The organism is Gordonia sp. NPDC058843, assembly GCF_042743165.1.
In the GTDB taxonomy this organism is placed as follows: Bacteria; Actinomycetota; Actinomycetes; order Mycobacteriales; family Mycobacteriaceae; genus Gordonia.
This window is the reverse complement of sequence record NZ_JBHYNC010000015.1, coordinates 107610-124557: the sequence shown is the minus strand read 5'-3', so window position 1 is coordinate 124557 and position 16948 is coordinate 107610. Positions and strand designations below refer to the sequence as shown.

18 protein-coding genes are annotated in these 16948 nt (G+C 67.7%); 6 read left to right on the top strand and 12 right to left on the bottom strand.

Going from position 1 to position 16948, the window contains the following annotated elements; translation table 11 throughout:
* Positions 1–225 precede the first annotated feature (225 nt).
* The 5 genes from ACFW3F_RS12780 to ACFW3F_RS12760 all read right to left on the bottom strand — a co-directional run bounded on the left by ACFW3F_RS12780 (position 226) and on the right by ACFW3F_RS12760 (position 4663).
* On the bottom strand, positions 226–1149 hold the full coding sequence (locus ACFW3F_RS12780) for a DUF5926 family protein (RefSeq protein WP_388057802.1): 924 nt from the start codon (positions 1147–1149) through the stop codon (positions 226–228).
* 56 nt (positions 1150–1205) lie between these two features.
* The gene (locus ACFW3F_RS12775) at positions 1206–2015 is read right to left on the bottom strand and encodes a glycerophosphodiester phosphodiesterase family protein (protein ID WP_388057800.1); all 810 of its coding nucleotides are present in this window, start codon (positions 2013–2015) and stop codon (positions 1206–1208) included.
* Positions 2012–2893, bottom strand: a complete 882-nt coding sequence (locus ACFW3F_RS12770) for a DUF4328 domain-containing protein (RefSeq protein ID WP_388057798.1) — start codon at positions 2891–2893, stop codon at positions 2012–2014. The genes ACFW3F_RS12775 and ACFW3F_RS12770 overlap by 4 nt, the downstream gene beginning before the upstream one ends.
* Before the next feature lie 158 nt (positions 2894–3051).
* Entirely contained in the window at positions 3052–3402 is a 351-nt protein-coding gene (locus tag ACFW3F_RS12765; protein ID WP_388057818.1) for a rhodanese-like domain-containing protein, read from the bottom strand.
* A gap of 397 nt (positions 3403–3799) precedes the next feature.
* Entirely contained in the window at positions 3800–4663 is an 864-nt protein-coding gene (locus ACFW3F_RS12760) for a S49 family peptidase (protein WP_388057796.1), read from the bottom strand.
* A 96-nt stretch (positions 4664–4759) separates the two neighbouring features.
* On the opposite strand from ACFW3F_RS12760, the gene ACFW3F_RS12755 reads away from it, so the two are divergent.
* Positions 4760–5509 (top strand): VOC family protein, encoded by a 750-nt coding sequence (locus ACFW3F_RS12755; protein WP_388057794.1) that lies wholly within the window; start codon positions 4760–4762, stop codon positions 5507–5509.
* Positions 5510–5598: 89 nt separating this feature from the next.
* On the opposite strand, the gene ACFW3F_RS12750 is transcribed toward ACFW3F_RS12755, so the two are convergent.
* Both ACFW3F_RS12750 and msrA read right to left on the bottom strand, forming a co-directional pair.
* Positions 5599–6672, bottom strand: a complete 1074-nt coding sequence (locus ACFW3F_RS12750; RefSeq protein ID WP_388057792.1) for a winged helix DNA-binding domain-containing protein — start codon at positions 6670–6672, stop codon at positions 5599–5601.
* A 51-nt stretch (positions 6673–6723) separates the two neighbouring features.
* A complete protein-coding gene (gene msrA / locus ACFW3F_RS12745) occupies positions 6724–7431 on the bottom strand; it encodes a peptide-methionine (S)-S-oxide reductase MsrA (protein WP_388057790.1) in 708 nt (235 codons plus the stop codon).
* 173 nt (positions 7432–7604) lie between these two features.
* Between msrA and ACFW3F_RS12740 the strand changes: the two genes are divergently transcribed.
* Positions 7605–7760, top strand: coding sequence for a hypothetical protein (locus ACFW3F_RS12740; RefSeq protein ID WP_388057788.1), 156 nt, complete (start codon positions 7605–7607; stop codon positions 7758–7760).
* 218 nt (positions 7761–7978) lie between these two features.
* A complete protein-coding gene (locus ACFW3F_RS12735) occupies positions 7979–8608 on the top strand; it encodes a superoxide dismutase (RefSeq protein WP_010843982.1) in 630 nt (209 codons plus the stop codon).
* Positions 8609–8791: 183 nt separating this feature from the next.
* On the opposite strand, the gene ACFW3F_RS12730 is transcribed toward ACFW3F_RS12735, so the two are convergent.
* Together ACFW3F_RS12730 and ACFW3F_RS12725 are read right to left on the bottom strand one after the other, a co-directional pair.
* The gene (locus ACFW3F_RS12730; RefSeq protein ID WP_388057786.1) at positions 8792–9544 is read right to left on the bottom strand and encodes an energy-coupling factor transporter transmembrane component T family protein; all 753 of its coding nucleotides are present in this window, start codon (positions 9542–9544) and stop codon (positions 8792–8794) included.
* Positions 9541–11679, bottom strand: coding sequence for an ABC transporter ATP-binding protein (locus tag ACFW3F_RS12725; protein WP_388057784.1), 2139 nt, complete (start codon positions 11677–11679; stop codon positions 9541–9543). Before ACFW3F_RS12725 ends, ACFW3F_RS12730 begins: the two co-directional genes overlap by 4 nt.
* 214 nt (positions 11680–11893) lie before the next feature.
* Here ACFW3F_RS12725 and ACFW3F_RS12720 point away from each other — a divergent pair, with 214 nt between their 5' ends.
* The 3 genes from ACFW3F_RS12720 to ACFW3F_RS12710 all read left to right on the top strand — a co-directional run bounded on the left by ACFW3F_RS12720 (position 11894) and on the right by ACFW3F_RS12710 (position 14158).
* Positions 11894–12415 carry a peptidase gene (locus ACFW3F_RS12720; protein WP_388057783.1) on the top strand — a complete coding sequence of 174 codons (522 nt, stop codon included), beginning with the start codon at positions 11894–11896 and terminating at the stop codon, positions 12413–12415.
* Between the two features lie 148 nt (positions 12416–12563).
* A complete protein-coding gene (locus ACFW3F_RS12715) occupies positions 12564–13259 on the top strand; it encodes a TMEM165/GDT1 family protein (RefSeq protein ID WP_388057781.1) in 696 nt (231 codons plus the stop codon).
* Between the two features lie 137 nt (positions 13260–13396).
* Positions 13397–14158: an SDR family NAD(P)-dependent oxidoreductase gene (locus tag ACFW3F_RS12710; RefSeq protein WP_388057779.1), complete on the top strand. Its 762-nt coding sequence runs from the start codon at positions 13397–13399 to the stop codon at positions 14156–14158.
* Positions 14159–14273: 115 nt separating this feature from the next.
* On the opposite strand, the gene ACFW3F_RS12705 is transcribed toward ACFW3F_RS12710, so the two are convergent.
* The 3 genes from ACFW3F_RS12705 to ACFW3F_RS12695 all read right to left on the bottom strand — a co-directional run bounded on the left by ACFW3F_RS12705 (position 14274) and on the right by ACFW3F_RS12695 (position 16755).
* Positions 14274–15455, bottom strand: a complete 1182-nt coding sequence (locus ACFW3F_RS12705) for an MAB_1171c family putative transporter (RefSeq protein WP_388057816.1) — start codon at positions 15453–15455, stop codon at positions 14274–14276.
* Between the two features lie 87 nt (positions 15456–15542).
* Entirely contained in the window at positions 15543–16055 is a 513-nt protein-coding gene (locus tag ACFW3F_RS12700; protein WP_388057777.1) for a hypothetical protein, read from the bottom strand.
* A gap of 124 nt (positions 16056–16179) precedes the next feature.
* Positions 16180–16755, bottom strand: a complete 576-nt coding sequence (locus ACFW3F_RS12695; protein WP_388057776.1) for an XRE family transcriptional regulator — start codon at positions 16753–16755, stop codon at positions 16180–16182.
* Positions 16756–16948 lie beyond the last annotated feature (193 nt).

The following is a 16948-nucleotide window of genomic DNA, read 5'->3' as shown; positions in this document are numbered from 1 at the left end:
CGCTCCTCGCACCTCAGGGAGCAAACAGAATCACCGCTCCTCGCACCTCAGGGAGCAAACAGAATCACCGCTCCTCGCACCTCAGGGAGCAAACAGAATCACCGCTCCTCGCACCTCAGGGAGCAAACAAGACCACCGCTATCGCTCCTCGCACCTCAGGGAGCAGGGGCTGGGACCTGCGGTTTTGCGGTTCTTGCGGCTCAGAAAGCAGCAAGAACGCGCTGATCAGCGCAGGGTGACCTGCCGACCCCGGATGCCGTCGCGTGAGCTCCGCTGCTCGATCGTCAGCGGCGAGGTGTCCGCGAGGGCCTCGCCGAGCCACTGGTCGAGCTGATTGAGACCGGCGTACCACTCTTCGTGATGCATCTCGTTGTCGAGGTCGAAGACCGGCACGAGCAGACCGTGCGTGCGGAACGACCCGGCGAACCGCGACCCCTCGCCCACCGTCAACCGTCCGGCGGCGTGCAACCGGGCCATCGCCGACATCAGATCGTCTTCCGGCTCGGGCCGGATCCAGCGCAGGTGCGCTCGCTCCCCGGCGTCGACCCACCAGGGCGCACCGGCGCCGCTGTCGACCACGAGCCGCGCGGTCGGCAAGACCGACTCGTTGGCACGCTCGAACATCGCCGTGATCTCGGCGGGAACATCGGTGCCCTCCACGAACCACCAGCCGAAATCCTGGTGCACCGTGATATCCAGCGTGGCATCGGTTTTCACGACCTCGTCGAGGGTCGGCGCCTCGTCGGCGGAGTCGAGGTCGAACTCGCTACCGGCGTCGGCATGTGCGGCCCACGCGATGGCCGCGGCCAGTTCGACGGTGAGCGCCGTCCGATCCGGATCGGTCTGCAATCCCACGAAACCCTCGGCGGCGCCGTCGACATCGCGGACGAGAGCGGGCACCGCACCCGGCAGGATGGTCACGATCGAGACGTCGTTACGCGAGCCCGCCGGTTCGGCGAGCTCGAGTCGCGCGGTCGCCGATGCCACGAAGGTCCGCAGTGCGACGAAATCGCATTCGGACGCGAATCCGGCGAAGGGCCGGGGCGGCGGCGCCAGAGCGGCGGCCTGCCGCGCCTTCCGTGCTGCCACGCGCTCGGCGCGATTGCTTCCCGGACGTGGTCCGCTGCCCCGCTTGCTCTTCTTGCCCATCGGTCCACTCTCTCACGACGGCTCGCGGCGCCCGACAGGGTCGTGCGGCCGGCGGCTCAGTCGACCGTCACCAGCCAGTCGCGCACCTTCGCCGGATGGTTGGTGGCCACCCACCGCACCCCGAGATCAGCGCAGAGCTGGACGTCGACCTGTTCGTCGACCGTCCAGCAGTACGTCACCCGTCCGGCCGCGGCGGCACGGTCGACGAGGTCCGGATACTGCCGCAGAGTCATCACCGACGGCCCGATGCCCGTCGCTCCGACCGCGGTCGCGGCACCGCCCCCGAGGACCCGAGCGGTGTCACCGAGCAGGATCGTCGGCAACATGGGGGCATGGCGTCGGATGCGCCAGACCCCGGCCGAGGAGAACGAGATGACCACCGCGCGGCTGTGATCGGCCGATGGCGGGGTCGCCACCCCGAACTCGTGCAACATCTCGAGGAGCTTCTGCTCGACGAGACTGCCGAACCGCACCGGATGCTTGGTCTCGATGAACAGCCGGACCGGCCGACGCCAGTCCAGGGTCAACGTGAGCAACTCCCGCAGTGTCAGGATCGATGCCGGCCCGCCCGACGCGTGCCAGCTGCCGAAGTCGAGTTCACGCAGTTCGGCGAGCGTCATCTCGCTGACGATGCCCGTGCCGTCGGATGTCCGGTCGACGGTTCGGTCGTGCACGCAGACGAGCTCGTGGTCGGCGGTCAGCCGGACGTCGCATTCGAGTCCGTCCGCTCCCTGCGCGAGAGCCAACTCGTAAGCAGCAAGGGTGTGTTCCGGACAGTCGCCGGATGCTCCGCGGTGTGCCACCACCGCCGGCTTGCCCGAACGCGAGACCTTCTCGGCCGCGCCCACATTGACCCCTGAGTTCATCCGACCGCCACCCACCGTCTCGTCGGGACCGGGGCCGCGGCGGCGACCTCGAAGAGAGTCCGCACCCGGCGTGCCATCCAGAAGGCGAAGGCAGCGGAGACCGCCGCGCTGACGACGACCATGATCAGCGAGTTCGCCCCGGTCTGTAGCGAGTCCGAGCGCCACGCGATGAGCCGGGCGACGACGGCGGCTCCAGCCGTCACGTTGACCAGCACCCAGGCAACCCACAGCTTGCGGAGTCGTCTGCCCACCAGGTCGGCATCGAGCGCGGGGTCGTGGCCGACCCGGTGCGCGGCGACCTCCTGCAACACCAGCGGGGCACCGACGAGGTTGATCAGCGGCAACCCGGACAGGGCCGCGACCCAACCGGGGCGGCGCGGGTCGAGGAGTCCCGCCGATGCGTAGGTGTCAGCGCGCAGCTCCAGAACCCATCGCATGAAAGCCAGTGTCGCGAGTACGAATCCGAGGAACGCGACGACACCGACGAAGACGGTCAGCCAGTCCGACGCGACGATCAGGCCCTCGGGCAGTGGGCGGTCTCGGTTGACGACCAACAGGATGTAGCGGACCAGATGGACAAGAGCGGACGCGCCCAGCGCGACACCGGCGAGCACCAGGGTGAGGGCGAACCGGGCACGCGAACCCTCGAGCTTCTGATGTGCGGTGTCGGCCTCCGCAGGTTCGTCGTGCAGACCCCACGTGGGTAGGTAGACGTACCGAGGGATGAGGCGGGGACCGCGTCGGCCCGAGGGGCCGCGTCGTGCGGGTATCGCCTCGGGTGGCCGACGGGCGACCCATCGCACGTTGCGGCTGCGATACACGCGCCCGGCGGGCGCCGGATGCGAACCCGAACGAGGAGGAACCTGCGGTCGATGCATCGGACCACCCGGAACCGACGACCGTGCCGACGACGCCGGTCGGGCCGCCATCGCACGAGCGGCATCGTCGACGACGCTCAGCGGTCCGCCGCATCGGGGACAGTGATCGCGTCCGGGACGGTGCGGCGCCTGGATTCGGCACCGCGGGCACAGGTCGATCATCGGCCGGTGTCGCCCTCGGATCGCCGATCACCGAGCTCGACGGGCTTGCCGTGTTCCTGCCAGGCGAGCATGCCACCACGAACGCAGATGCCGTCGTAACCGACTTGGGCGAGGTACTGCAGCACGCGCATCGATCGGCCACTGGAATGACAGACCACGTAGAGGTCCTGGTCCGGGTCGAGTTCGTCGAGGCGTCCGGGAACCTCGGCCAACGGGATGTGCACGGCTCCCCGGATATGGCCGGACGCCCATTCGTCGTCCTCGCGGACGTCGAGCATGATCGCGTCGGTCTGCGCGGTGAAGTCGTCCGGAAGGTCGGTCACCGGCACCTGCGTGATGTCGCCCATGGTCACGTTTTCCATGGTGGCACAGAGTCGGCCGGGTGCGATGCCACCTCTCCACGACGCCGGTCCGCGCGCCGTCGCGACCAGCCGTCGAGGGGCCACCGATCTGGGACTATGTTTACCTACATAATTTTATCCACATGCACGTCCTGGTCGTTTGTCCCCAGGCCACGAACTGACTGTCTAGTTGGGGATGAGACTGTGGAATTGTGGAAAAACGCAGGCCAAGGGTCATCTACTTGTGACAACGGTCACTCGTTTGGCCGGATGTGCGCGTAGGAAGTTCACGACAGTGCATGGGCCGAGGCGACCTGAAGTTCCACTTCAATGAACAGCACCTGTGGATAACTTGGGGACAATACACAACGAAAACCGGGTGGACGGCCCCGTCGGTGGCGCTTCAGTCCCGGTGCAGAAGCGACATGCGCAACGACGGCGCGCGATCGAACGCTGCCAGAACACCCGTAGTCACGCTCTCCGCCAAGCCCGCGACAGAGGTCTGGCTTCCCACCAGACGCATCAGCAACGGCTTCGGTGTCTCCACAACGGTGATCTCGGCGTCCGGATACCTTTCGGCCACGACGGAGCGCATGACGCCGATCCCGTCGACGACGCCGAGTTCGGCGGCGCGTCGGCCGATCCAGACGTCGCCGTTGAAGAGCTCCTCGTCGGACGCGGTCAGTTTCTTGCCGCGGCGCTGCCGCACCCAGGCGATGAACGCCTCGTGCAGCTGCCCCTGCAGTCCCTTGAGCCATTCGACGTCCTCGGCCTGCTGGGGCGAGAACGTGTCGAGCCGGGCCTTGTTCTCACCCGTCGTGTAGAGCCTGCGCTCCACGCCGAACCGGTCGAGCACAGCCGAGAAACCGAAACCCGACGACACCACGCCGATCGAACCGACGATGGAGGTGTGGGCGGCGAAGATCTCGTCGGCGGCGCATGCGATCCAGTAGCCGCCGGAGGCTGCGACGTCCTCACAGAACGCGAGGACGGGCACCCCCTTCTCCGCCGAGAGCTGGCGAATGCGTTCGGCGATGTACTCCGACTGCGCCGGCGAACCGCCCGGCGAATTGATGACGACCACGACCGCCCGCAACCGCTCCGTGGCGAAGGCCTTCTTCAGAACCGGCTCGACGGACTCGGTGTTGACGCCGTGCTTGCCCATCCCGGCGATCCCGATCGGGCCGTCGAGACGGACCACAGCGACCTGCTCGGTTCGCGCCTTCGAGAATTTCTTCCCCACCGCCGCCAGCGGCCCTACAGTCATCTGCCCGAGTGTAACGACGCGTGCAGACCGCGTGCGTCTCCTGTCCGCGTGCGCCGCGACACCCTGCGGCGTCGGACGCACCGTAGAATCTGCCGGGTGCAGGTGCGGTGGCTCAGCGCATTCCTCGATTTCCCCGCCGAGGTGTTCGGCAGCGAGGTGACCTTCTGGCGCGCGATCTCGGGCAGCACGGTCTCCCCGCCACGTGGCGAGCACCGTGAGTTCGCGTCGCTCGAGCCGTTCTACGGCGACCCCCACCTTCGTGTCCAGCGGATCGACGACGGTCCGGGCGGGGTCCATCTCGACATCCACACCGACGACCCGCACGCCTCCGCCGCCGAGGCGGTCGCGCTCGGGGCGATCCTTGTCCAGGACGCCGGCACCCACCTCACCCTGCGATCGCCGGCCGGGTTCGTGTTCTGCCTCGTGCCCTGGGAGGGCGAGTCGAAGCGCTCGCGACCCATCCGATGGCCCGGCGACGCGATCAGCATCATCGACCAGTTGTGCATCGACATCCCGGGTGACATGTTCGACGCCGAGGTCGAGTTCTGGACCCGGGTCACCGGCTGGCCGACCAAGCCCCGAGGCCGCAGCGAACTGGTCGCTCTGCGTCGCGACCCGGCGGTGACGCTCGGAATCCTGTTGCAGCGCACGCAGGACGAGAACCGCAGAGACGGCACGGCGACCGCGCACCTCGACATCGCCACCAACTCCGTCACCGACGAGGTCGCCCGGCACGAGGACTGGGGCGCCCGCGCGATCGAGCACTATCCCCATTGGACGACGATGGCCGACCCGGTCGGACGCCCCTACTGCATCACCTCTCGGAATCCGCGCACCGGCGATTGAGTCGCGGCCCGGGGCGGGTCGCAGGTGCAGCGGGTCGTTGCGCCTGGCGCAACGATCACCGAGGTCTACCGGCTAGCCGGACTCGGACGTCAGGTACCGGTCACGAACTCGCGGAGCCGGTCGACCTCGACCTCGACCTCGCGGCGTTCGGCAACGGTCACCGTACGCAGGAACTCCACCACCGGTACCTCGTCGGCGTCGAGAGACCATGTGCCCACCAGGAATCCGTCGACGAATACGAACCCGGGCGACCGGCCGTTCGGGGTCACCGTGCGCCGGAACATCTCGGGTTCGGCGACCCGGATCCGGTCGGCCTGGGCGCCGATCACATGGTCGAACGGCGCTATGAGCCGCGCGGGTGCCGGAGCATCCGGATCGGCGAGCGCGAGGCCGTCGAGGTCGTAGAGGATCTCGCCGTTCGGTCCTGCGAGACGGACGAGTTCCCAGTCGGCCTCGAGCTTCTCCACCAGCGGGCGCAACCGGGTCAGCCCGGACCAGGTCTGGATGGCCTTCACGGTCGCCGGACCGAAACCGCGCAGGTACAACCGGATCAGGTCGGCACGGGCATCATCATCGACGACCGCCGGCTCGCCGGGCCCGACCCACTCGTCGAACAGTCGGTACGTCGGACCGCCCCGACCGCGCCACAGACCGCGTGGCGGTACCTGGACCAACGGCAGGCCACATCGAGCGATCGCGGTGAGTGTCGACGCATCCTCGGCAGGATGGCGGGAGCCCAGTTCTCGCCCGAGTTGAGCGCCGGTGAGTTCGCGGCCCGCGAGGATCTCCGCGGCGGACGTGAGAACCCTTGCGGGATCGGCATTCACCAGTCTCGGCGCGTGGTAGTCCGTGAGCTCACGTCGCAGCGTCGGTTCGGCGAGGCGACGAATCCAGCGCGCGTCTTCGGCGTCGATCAAGAAGATCGTAGAACGCAGCAACGCCATCCGGACGACCTCACGGTCTGTGAGCAGCTCATCCAACTCGAGCGGGTCGAAATCCGCTATCCGCGACCATAATCCGAAGAATGCCGCGCGTGGATCCTGCGACTGCAACCCGACACAGCGGTCGAGGACCTCGATGGCGTCCTCGGCGACCGGGGTGAGCAGATGCTGGCGTTGCAGAAGAGTTCGATTCCACTGCCGCAGCGAGATCTCTTCGGTCACCGCACGGCTCGTCGGACATCCGGCCGCATGGCTCGATCGGCCACCGCGGCGTCAGCCCGGGTAGCCGACACCGGTCGCCGCGTGACAGCGGTATCCGTGCGGATTCTTGGCGAGGTACTGCTGGTGATAGTCCTCGGCGTAATAGAACCGGCCGCCTCCCGCCCCGGCGAGCGTCTTGATCTCGGTCGTGATCGGACCCTCCCCGGCAGCATCGAGTGCGGTCTGGAAGGTCGCGGCGGTCTTCCGGACAACGGCCACGTCCTCGTCGGTCAAGCCGTACACCGCGGATCGGTACTGGGTGCCGATGTCGTTGCCCTGACGCATCTCCTGGGTCGGGTCGTGCGACTCCCAGAAGATCTTCAGCAGACCCTCGAGATCGATGACGGCCGGATCGAAGACCACCAGGGCGGCCTCGGTGTGGCCGGTCCGGGCGGTGCAGGTCTCCTCGTAGGTCGGGTTGGGCGTGAACCCGCCCGCGTAACCGACCGCGGTCGTGTGCACGCCGGGGATCTGCCAGAAGATCTCCTCGATGCCCCAGAAACACCCACCGGCCAGCACGATCGCGGCGAGACCGTCGTCGAACCTGCCGATGCCGTGTACGTGGGTGCCGTCGGATTCCGGCCGACCACGCATCGGGGTCTCGAGAATCAGGTGCTCGCCGGGAACGGTGATCTCGGACGTGCGGCCGGGCAGGGCGGCGTCGGCACCGACGAGATCCTGCTTGCGGGAAGCGCCGAAGAGCTGGTCGAGCCAAGACATGGTGCAAGTCTACGCGCGGCGATCCTGCGTTCCGATCACGACGACTTGAGCCGATCGTTCGAGTCTGTCTATGATGGCGGTCACATCAAGCGCTCTGTGATACCGCTCACTCTGAGCGTCCCGGTCTCCTCGACGGGTGGATATATCTGCCGATCCAGGGACGAAAGGCGACGATGGCGACGCACGCGACCCGAGATCTTCGACGCGCCCCGGGGGTCGGCCGAACCGCTCCACGCGTCGTCACCTACGACGTGGCGAAGAGCTGCCGCACCAGCGCGCTCACCATTCTCGCGCTCATCGCCGTCTTCATTCTGCTCGTCCTGATCTGATCGGCACGGACCCGATACGGCTCCGAAGCCGTTGTTCCCTCCGCTCGTCACGCCATCTGCGTCACTGAAATCTCAACCGCACTTGATGTTTCTTGGCGTGGAATTGTTGCAATCACTAGTGCTCTGGGGAAGGCTGGAAGCGTTCGTGTGGCGCCCGGCCCAGCTGTCGGTGCCATGCGTGGACAGGTAAAACGAGTAGCACCTCAGAGAGGAACATCGTGGCTGATTACACCTTGCCGGATCTCGATTACGACTATGCGGCACTGGAACCGCACATCTCCGGCAGGATCATGGAGCTCCACCACAGCAAGCACCACGCCACCTACGTCAAGGGCGCCAACGACACCCTGGAGAAGCTGGCCGCGGCTCGCGACGACGACAGCATCGCCGGCAAGGTCTACGGACTCTCGGCCACCCTGTCGTTCCACCTGGGCGGTCACACCAACCACTCCATCTTCTGGAAGAACTTGTCGCCCAACGGTGGTGGCGAGCCCGACGGCGACCTCGCCGCCGCTCTCACCGAGCAGTTCGGTGGCTTCGACAAGTTCAAGGCCCACTTCACCGCCGCAGCCACCACCCTGCAGGGTTCGGGCTGGGCGATCCTGGGCTACGACACCATCGGCGGCAAGCTCGTCATCCTGCAGCTGACCGACCAGAGCGGCAACATCCCCGCCGCCATCATCCCGGTCGTCATGCTGGACATGTGGGAGCACGCCTTCTACCTCGACTACCAGAACGTCAAGCCGGACTACGTCAAGGCGTGGTGGAACGTCGTCAATTGGGCCGACGCCAACGAGCGTCTCGCCCGCGCGAAGAGCCAGGGCAGCGGACTGGTCGTCCCGGCCTGATTCCCGGGTTCGCCAAACACCAACGGCGCCGGTCACCTTCGGGTGACCGGCGCTGTTCGTTGTCCGCGAAGCGAAGCGGCCCCCCATTGCTCCCTGAGGAGCGCCCGGCGCTCCTCAGGGAGCAGAGATCAACGCTCGCAAGCTCGCTCCCCAGGGAGCAGAGCTCTTTCACAGGGGTCACGACTACAACGCGAGCGTGACCCCGATGGCGACTGCACACGCCACGCCGATGACGATGAGCGCGACCGCGTCTGCCCGCCCGGGACCGGCCTGGTGGGCGGTCAGGCGGCCGGTGCCGCCGCGGGCGGTGATCGCCTCGGACATCTCGGCGCTGCGTCGGAGTGCCGAGGACATGGCCGCGGTGATCAGATCCATGATCCCCATCTCCGCCGACGGATGGTCGCTCCGGCCTTCCGTCGTCGGTCGCAGGCGATGCGCCGCACGCAGCATGCGCAACTCCTCGATCAGCAAGGGAAGACCCCTGAGGCACAACGCGATCGCCACTGCCCACTCATCGACGGGGAGGCGCAGCCACCGGAGCGGGCGCATCAACCGTGCGAGTGCCGGCGCCACATCTGCCATGGGAGTGGTCCAGATGACGAGGATCGAGCTGGCGACGAGGACAAGGGCCAGCGTGATGGCGCGCAGGAACACCAGAGCACCGGGGATGCCGGCGAAGGACGCGTTGAACACGACGCCGATCCCGATCAGGCCCCAGAACCACCACGGCGGACGCGGTATGGCGCCCAACGGGATTCCCGCGACCAATGCGGTGATCACGACCACCGCGGCGACCATGCCGAGGGCCGGCCACGACGGCAGCACCCAGGTCATGATCCCGAGGATCAGCACGATCACGAGTTTGGTCCCCGCCCACAACCGGTGCACGAACGAGTCGCCCGGCACCTGCCGCAGCGGAACGGTACGCATCGTCATCGGGTTCCTCCGTTCCATCCGGGCGCCTGATCGATCATGTGTTGCGAATCGGGCAGCAGACGACCGTCGACGAGGCGGACTCGTCGGGTGCACACCGACTCCAACGCCTCGAAGTCGTGGGAGATGATCACGATCGTCATGCCGTCGGCGCGGAGTCGTGCCAGGAGCGCGACGATCTCTTCGCGGGCCGGTGGATCGAGGCCGGCCAGCGGCTCGTCGAGGACGAGCAGGTCGGGATGGCGGGCGATGAGTCCGGCCAGGACGACGCGCCGCATCTGTCCGCCCGAGAGCGCGTCGACCTTGGTGACCGCCATCTGGCGTGGCAACCCGACGAGTTCGAGAACGCGGGCCACCTCGGCGGTGCCCACCTTCTCGCCACCCGCCGCCATGATCTCGTCGGCAACAGTGACCTTCTGCAGCTGCAGCCGAGCGTGCTGGAATCCGAGCCCGACCGCTCCGACCCGGTCGGTCATCGGCGTTCCGGCGTCGAAACCGGCTCCAGGAGTTATCTTTTCGTGGACATCAAGCAGGCGGCACGTTCCGGTCCCCGGCGTGAGCAGCCCGGCCATGATCCATGCGAGGGTCGTCTTGCCCGACCCATTGCCACCGACGACGAGGAGTCCCTCGCCGCGGTAGACCGTCAGGGAGATCGCCTGCAGCGCGACGACCTCCCACGGCGAGCCCGGCAGGTGGGCGTACCCCACCTGGTCGAGAACCAGGAGAGGTCCGCCGATCCGCGACGTCGAGGCGGGCGGCGGTGACGGGCGCGACGTCTGAGCCGGGGCGGCCAGGTCGGCATCGGGACTCGGCATCCAGTCCGGCGCGTGCGGCACCATTCGCCCTCCGCCCAGGTGGATCACCCGGTCGGCGGCCGCGGCCTCGCTTCCTCGGTGCGTGACCAGGACGACGGCGATCCCGCGGCGCGCCGGGAGGCCCGCCAGCAGCGCCAGCAGCTGTCCCCGACCTTCCGGATCGACCATGGAGGTCACCTCGTCGGCGATGAGCAGTTGCGGGCTCCGCGCGAGCGCCCCGGCGATCGCCAGCCGCTGTTGCTGACCGCCTGACAGATCCGTGGTCTCGCGGTCTCCGAGACCTGCCAAGCCCACCTCGTCGAGCAGCGCGTCGACATCGACGTCGACTCCCGGTGGCAGGCCCCAGACGACGTCGTCGGCGACGCGCGAACCCAACATCTGGATCTCCGGGCGCTGCAGGACGAGAGCGGTCCCCCCGTGCGCGCCCAGACCCGCCCGGCCCGGCCGGTGGACCGTTCCCGTCGTCGCGTCGCGGCCGGCCAGGATCTTCGCGAGGGTCGACTTGCCGGAGCCGTTGGCTCCGACCACGGCGACGAACTCACCCGGATCGATCCGCAGGTCGATCTCGTGCAGCACCGGGCGGGCGTCCGGGGCGTAGGCGAATCCGACGCGTTCGAGGACCAGGGGCAGCGGTGCGATACCCGGATCACCCGCGGGTGCACCCGTCGCGAACGTCGACGGCGCGGCGTCGAGGGTGTCCTCGCTCGGCACGTCCCGCAACCGGCTGATGACGGAACCGAGAATCCACCACGCGACGAGAAGCGAGATCGCGGTGCCGACGGTCCCCGACACCCAGACCCACACCCACCAGTCGTCGGCAATGCTCCGGCTCATGGCATCGAGCCCGTCGGCGACGCCCCCGGTCGGGCCCCACCCGTGCAGCCACTTCGCTACACCGTGGATGGAGTTGGTCATCGCCTCGATCGTCAGCTCCCGCAGGGGCACCAGCACGAGCAGGACCAGCACGGAGATCCCGCCGAGCAGGGGCGAGGCCACCAGCGTGGCGCCACCGAGCACACCGATCCCCCGGCCCCGGCGCTTGATGTCGCCGACCAGGCCACCGATCAGCGCCGACCCCAGCACGGTCGCCATGGCGCCGGTCCCCGCCATCGCGAACGCGACGGCGGTGGTGGCGACCGTCGCGGTGATGAGGGCCCGCGGCCGGGTGCGCGCGGCGACGAGTGCGAGCGGTACCGGGGCGAGCAGTCCGGCCGCCTGGGCCAACGGGATGACCGACGCGATGACCACCGCCGCGACGGTCAGTCCGCCGAAGATCGCGACGGACGCGAACTCCATGGGTCGCAGCGGGGGCGAGTTCTTCACCGGTCCAGTGTGCCTGGTGTCGCCGTCCCCACCGGCGGCGACAGTGGCCAGGAGCCACGACTGTCGTTCGTTCGCATGTTAAAGATCCATCACAACACGGTGATTCGAGTTGTCCGCGTCTCGCTGCGGGTGGATGGTCTTTTCACCCGGGTCGGTTGCCGGTCCCCAGTCCGTGGATCATCCCGACATCGCGCCCGGGTCGGAGGAGGACATCATGCAGTCGATTCCGATCGGGCTCACCCCGTTCCAGCACGAGGGCACTCTGAACGGGATTCTCATCTCGGGCCGCTGGCCGGAGTCGACGCTGGAGTGGACGCAGACACTCGTTGCATCGGTCCGCATCGCCTGCCGGCCGGGTTTCCTACCCACGACGACGATCTTCGGCGTGGTCGAGCAGCGTCCCGAGCAGGGGGAGGCGGACACCGTCGGCATGATGGTCGCGATCGGGAACGTCGTCGACGACAGCTTCGTCGAAGCGGGCCGGTTCCTGAACAACCCACCGGCGCTGGTCATGCTGCACCCGCCTTCGCAGACACGCCCGTCGCTCCCCGAGTGCTCCCGGGTCGCTTCCGGATGCGTGCTGCTGCCCGGACTCCCCGAACTCGGACTCGAGCACCGGGCGGGCTGGGCCGAGGCGGAGGCCGACGGGACCGTGGTCAACCTCCGCAACCAAGTGGGGATCGACCCCAACGCCGACCCCGACACCGCGGTCCTCGCGATGCTTCTCGCAGCGTGAGGCCGGGCGGCGACCCGAAGCCTTCTCGACGGGCCTCCGGAGGTCGGGTTACGGCGTCCCGAACATTCAGTTTTGATGCCCCTACCTGCAGAAATACGGCCATTCGACGAGTTGCGCCCGTGAGTTAGCCCTGACTAACCTGGCGTCCGTGACCGCCGCCCTGATCCTGAGCTTCGGCGTGATCTTCGTCGCCGAACTCGGTGACAAGTCACAGCTGATGGCGATGACCTACGCCCTGCGCTACCGCTGGTGGGTCATCCTCCTCGCGATCACCGTGGCCACCACCGCCGTGCATGCGGTCTCGGTCTTCTTCGGCCACTTCCTCGGACTGTCCATACCCACCGCGCTCCTGACGATCCTCGCCGGACTCGCGATGCTGGTCTTCGGCCTGTGGACCCTACGCGGCGACCGGCTCGACGACGAGGAGTCGAGCCGGGCGACCCGTGTCGGCGCCTCGGTGTTCTTCGCGGTCATGTCGGCGTTCTTCCTCGCCGAGCTGGGCGACAAGACGATGCTCGCGACCATCACCCTCGCCACCGACAACGACTGGCTGGGGGTGTGGATCGGATCGACACTCGGCATGGTCGCCGCTGACGCGCTCGCCATCGGAGTGGGCGTCCTGCTGGGCCGACATCTCCCCGAGCGCATCATCGCCATCGGTGCGGCCGTCCTCTTCTTCGCCTTCGCGGCATGGCTGATCACCGACGGCCTGATCGGTGCGTCGGTACCCGTGATCGCCGGCACCCTCAGCGCTGTCGTCATCATCATCGGAGTGGGAATCGTGTTGATCCGGCGGGAGAGCCGACTCCGTTCGGACGACAGCGCCCGAGCGCTCGTTCGGTAAAACAGAGGGCTGATCGAGGGTCGTTCGCGGCATCTGACTATCGTGAAACTGCAGCATGAGCCGGAGCGGCGTCGCCGACGACGGTGACGCGGCCGGCAGGAGAACGGGTCGGGTACCGCGAAAGGATTACTTCACACATGGACGTTTCAGGCGCTTCCGTACTGGTCACCGGCGGGGCTTCCGGCCTCGGCGCAGCCACCGCACGGCGTTTCGCAGCAGCCGGCGCCCAGGTCTTCGGTCTCGACCTGCAGGCCTCGATCGACAAGGCCGCGCCGACCGACGGAGTCACGCTGGTCGCCGCCGATGTCACCGACGAGGCTCAGGTCCAGGCCGCCATCGAGACCATCGCCGAGTCCGGGGCGCCGCTGCGCGTCGCGGTCAACTGCGCGGGCGTCGGTTGGGCCGCACGAATCCTCGGCAAGAAGGGTCCGCACGAGCTCGACCTCTTCCGCAAGGTCATCGAGATCAACCTGATCGGCACCTTCAACGTCATGCGGCTGGCCGCCAACCGCATGCAGGAGGAATCCACCATCGACGGCGACGGTCAGCGCGGCGTCATCATCAATACCGCGTCAGTGGCCGCCTTCGAGGGCCAGATCGGTCAGATCGCGTACGCGGCGTCGAAGGGTGGCGTGCACGCGATGACCATCTCGGCGGCTCGCGACCTCGCGCGCATCGGCGTGCGTGTGTGCACCATCGCCCCGGGAACCATCAGCACACCGATGCTCGCCGGCGTGACCCCCGAGTTCCAGCAGACCCTCGCCGAGGCCATCCCGTTCCCGCAGCGTCTCGGCGAGCCCGACGAGTACGCCCAACTCGCCGAGTTCATCGTCGCCCACAACTACCTCAACGGCGAGACCATCCGCATGGACGGTGCAATCCGGATGGCACCGCGCTGATCTCGATCTGAGCGACTCCGTCGGCTTCGATCCGAGCGACTCCGTCGGCTTCGATCCGAGCGACTCCGTCGGCTTCGATCCGGGCGACTCCGTCGCGGCGGAGTCGGCCGGCCGATCACCGGTCGGCCGGCTCCTCGGTGTCCTGCTGCGCCTTCAACGCGCGAGCGAGCCTGATCAACGGCGCGGCGTCGGCTTCGAGGCCGTCGCCGTCCGCCGGGGCCAGATCCCGGACGGGACCGCCGCTGCCGTCCCGAGGATCGTGCTCGGCGACGGCGGAACGCAGCAGCCTCGCCTGCACCTCCGGCTCGGCATACCCGAACACCGCTGGAATCCGAGGGCTCAACTGCGTCAAGGCGTCTCGGGTCTCGACGACGCGCCGATGCAATCGTGTGGTCGGCGTCAGGCGGCCGGCGTCCGGCAGCACGACCTCCGGGACCGCGTCGGTCACCAGCCGCCACAGGGGTAGGAGGTCTGCGTCGAGTCGGCGACGACGCCTGTTGGCGGCGATCATCTGGATCCGGGCATAGACCATCGGGTAGCTGATTCCCAGTAGGAACGCCACGACACCGACGACGGCGACAACCCTGTTCGTCGTCAAGAGCCACGGCGACCGAACGACATTCGTCGCGGACACGATCACGAACACGATCTGGCAGACGGCGCCGATGGCCAGACAGGTCAGTCCGGTCATCAGAAGACCAAGAGACACACGGAGATACCCGTCCGCCGTCGCGTAGAACTTGCGGACGCTGTTGACGCAGGCGATGAAGCCGTAGGTCAGGTACCCGCTGGCGATCAGCATGAAGAGCGCGAAACCCCAGTTCTGGACGGTCCATTCATCGATGGTCGCGGTCCGGATCTCCACCGGGATGACCAGCATGGTCACCTGCAGCCCGACGAGCGCCATCACCAGCGGTAGCGCCTCCCACCCGGCGCGGCGCTCCCGCGTGACCTGCCCAGGGAAGAAGAACACGACCACCAGCGCAGCCACCCCGATCGCGAGGAGCGCGTAGAACGCCACCCTCGACAAGCCGGCGAAGCCGAGTTCGTTGAGCACATCGGCGGCCGACTCGTCGACGACGACGAACGCGAGGGTCAGCGATGCCACGGCGACCATCATCGCCAGCGGCTGCAGCCCCCACCCGGCACGGCGGATCTGGTCGAGGCGCCAGCAGAACGCGAAGGCGAAGACGACGGCCGCGCCGGCGTTGACCGCGCCGATTCCGACGTCCACACCGGAGGACAGGTCGGCCGAGTGAGCCTGGACGCCCGCAGGCGGCAGGACACCGGACGACAGGAGATTGACCGTCGGGCCCCCGCCCGCGACAGTGATCACGCCCAACAGGGACTCACATTCTCACCGCGGTCGCAACCGGCCCGCATCTCACAGCCACCCTCGGTGGCCACCGAGCAGCCGCTGCAGACCGCGCAGCTCGTCGTGCGCTGCCGTGCTCCCCACGCCGGTACTGGCGTCCTCGGCCCAGCCGAGGATCAACGACGCCAGCATCTCGGCTTCCCACTCGGCATCGTCGGAGTAGCACGTGCGCCGGAGTGCGGCCGTCGACTCGTCCTGCGTCAGGGCATCGAGGCCCTGGGCCGAGACCTCGCCCAGGATCTGATGACCGGCGATCAGATGTCCGAACTCGTGGATGACGATCTGGTCGCGGTGCAGGCGTGACGTGTGGGCCTGGTGGAAGAAGTAGTCCGCATCGGTGGCGGCCAGCCAGATGCCGTTGGGCACGCCGGCGGGCAGCGGATGCGCGATCAACCGGATGGGCCGACCGCGACGTTCGCCGTACCGTTCGCACAGTTGAGTGACGTCGAGGGGCAGATCGAGATCGAGCCCCTTCAACGTGGTGCGGCACAGCGTGCGCAATGCGCGCTCGGATCGACGCATGGCCTCATCGAATCACGAGCACGCACGACGCCGCGATCCACCCGCAGTGATCGACTTCTCGGGCCTGTCCGGGCCGACACCCCTCGGTCCGGACAATCAGGCTCCGCGAACGTCCCACCCGCGGTCAGTCGTCGCTGTGGTCTCCGACGACGCGAAGTCGCGAGTCCGCCGACGGCTTGCTGTCACTCAGGCCGGCCGCGATGACGTCCGGCGGGTCCTTGGGCAGACCCTGCTGCTCGCGCAACACCTTGATCAGCTCGTTGACCACCGTGACCGAATCGCTCGACAGCCCCGCCAGGCGGAAAGCCGCCAGCTGGACGTTCGTATCGGCCTGCAACCGCATCAGATCGATCTCGTCACGGGTGCGCTGCGCGGCCCGATCCTCGAGAAAATAGTGCACATCGACCCCGAAAGCGGCCGCGATGCCCTCCACCGTGCGGAACGACGGGGACTTGGCCTTCCCCGAACGCAGCTGGCTGAGATACGACTCGCCCAGCCGGAACCCCCGCTCGGTCGATCGCGCCGCGATCGCTTTCGCGCTGTACGCCCGACCGTTCGGTCCTGGAACAGTCCGGAACAGTTCCTCGAGCCGCCGGGCGAACAGCCCGGGGTCGAGAGCATCTGTATCCGTCGTCCTCGAACGATCGGAGTCGGTGCGTCCGGTGTCGCCCATAGGCTTCTCCGCCCCTCCTGAAGTCATGACAATCTTCTCCGACACGCAAAATTTGAATTTGCAAGCATTAAAGCCCGCTGTACACGGCCGTCGCAACGGTCGGTACGATCAGAAAGTACCGGACCGCCGCGCTCGACGCGTATCACCTGTGAAGATGGTGTAACGATCGTTAGTGTGGCGTTCTTCACATTCTTGGGGGGCATGGGTTGCCGACACGGAT

Coding starts and splice junctions, on each gene's coding strand:
- ACFW3F_RS12780 (WP_388057802.1), bottom strand. CDS start 1,149: ATGGGCAAGAAGAGCAAGCGGGGCAGCGGACCACGTCCGGGAAGCAAT.
- ACFW3F_RS12775 (WP_388057800.1), bottom strand. CDS start 2,015: ATGAACTCAGGGGTCAATGTGGGCGCGGCCGAGAAGGTCTCGCGTTCG.
- ACFW3F_RS12770 (WP_388057798.1), bottom strand. CDS start 2,893: ATGCATCGACCGCAGGTTCCTCCTCGTTCGGGTTCGCATCCGGCGCCC.
- ACFW3F_RS12765 (WP_388057818.1), bottom strand. CDS start 3,402: ATGGGCGACATCACGCAGGTGCCGGTGACCGACCTTCCGGACGACTTC.
- ACFW3F_RS12760 (WP_388057796.1), bottom strand. CDS start 4,663: ATGACTGTAGGGCCGCTGGCGGCGGTGGGGAAGAAATTCTCGAAGGCG.
- msrA (WP_388057790.1), bottom strand. CDS start 7,431: ATGTCTTGGCTCGACCAGCTCTTCGGCGCTTCCCGCAAGCAGGATCTC.
- ACFW3F_RS12740 (WP_388057788.1), top strand. CDS start 7,605: ATGGCGACGCACGCGACCCGAGATCTTCGACGCGCCCCGGGGGTCGGC.
- ACFW3F_RS12730 (WP_388057786.1), bottom strand. CDS start 9,544: ATGACGATGCGTACCGTTCCGCTGCGGCAGGTGCCGGGCGACTCGTTC.
- ACFW3F_RS12720 (WP_388057783.1), top strand. CDS start 11,894: ATGCAGTCGATTCCGATCGGGCTCACCCCGTTCCAGCACGAGGGCACT.
- ACFW3F_RS12710 (WP_388057779.1), top strand. CDS start 13,397: ATGGACGTTTCAGGCGCTTCCGTACTGGTCACCGGCGGGGCTTCCGGC.
- ACFW3F_RS12700 (WP_388057777.1), bottom strand. CDS start 16,055: ATGCGTCGATCCGAGCGCGCATTGCGCACGCTGTGCCGCACCACGTTG.
- ACFW3F_RS12695 (WP_388057776.1), bottom strand. CDS start 16,755: ATGACTTCAGGAGGGGCGGAGAAGCCTATGGGCGACACCGGACGCACC.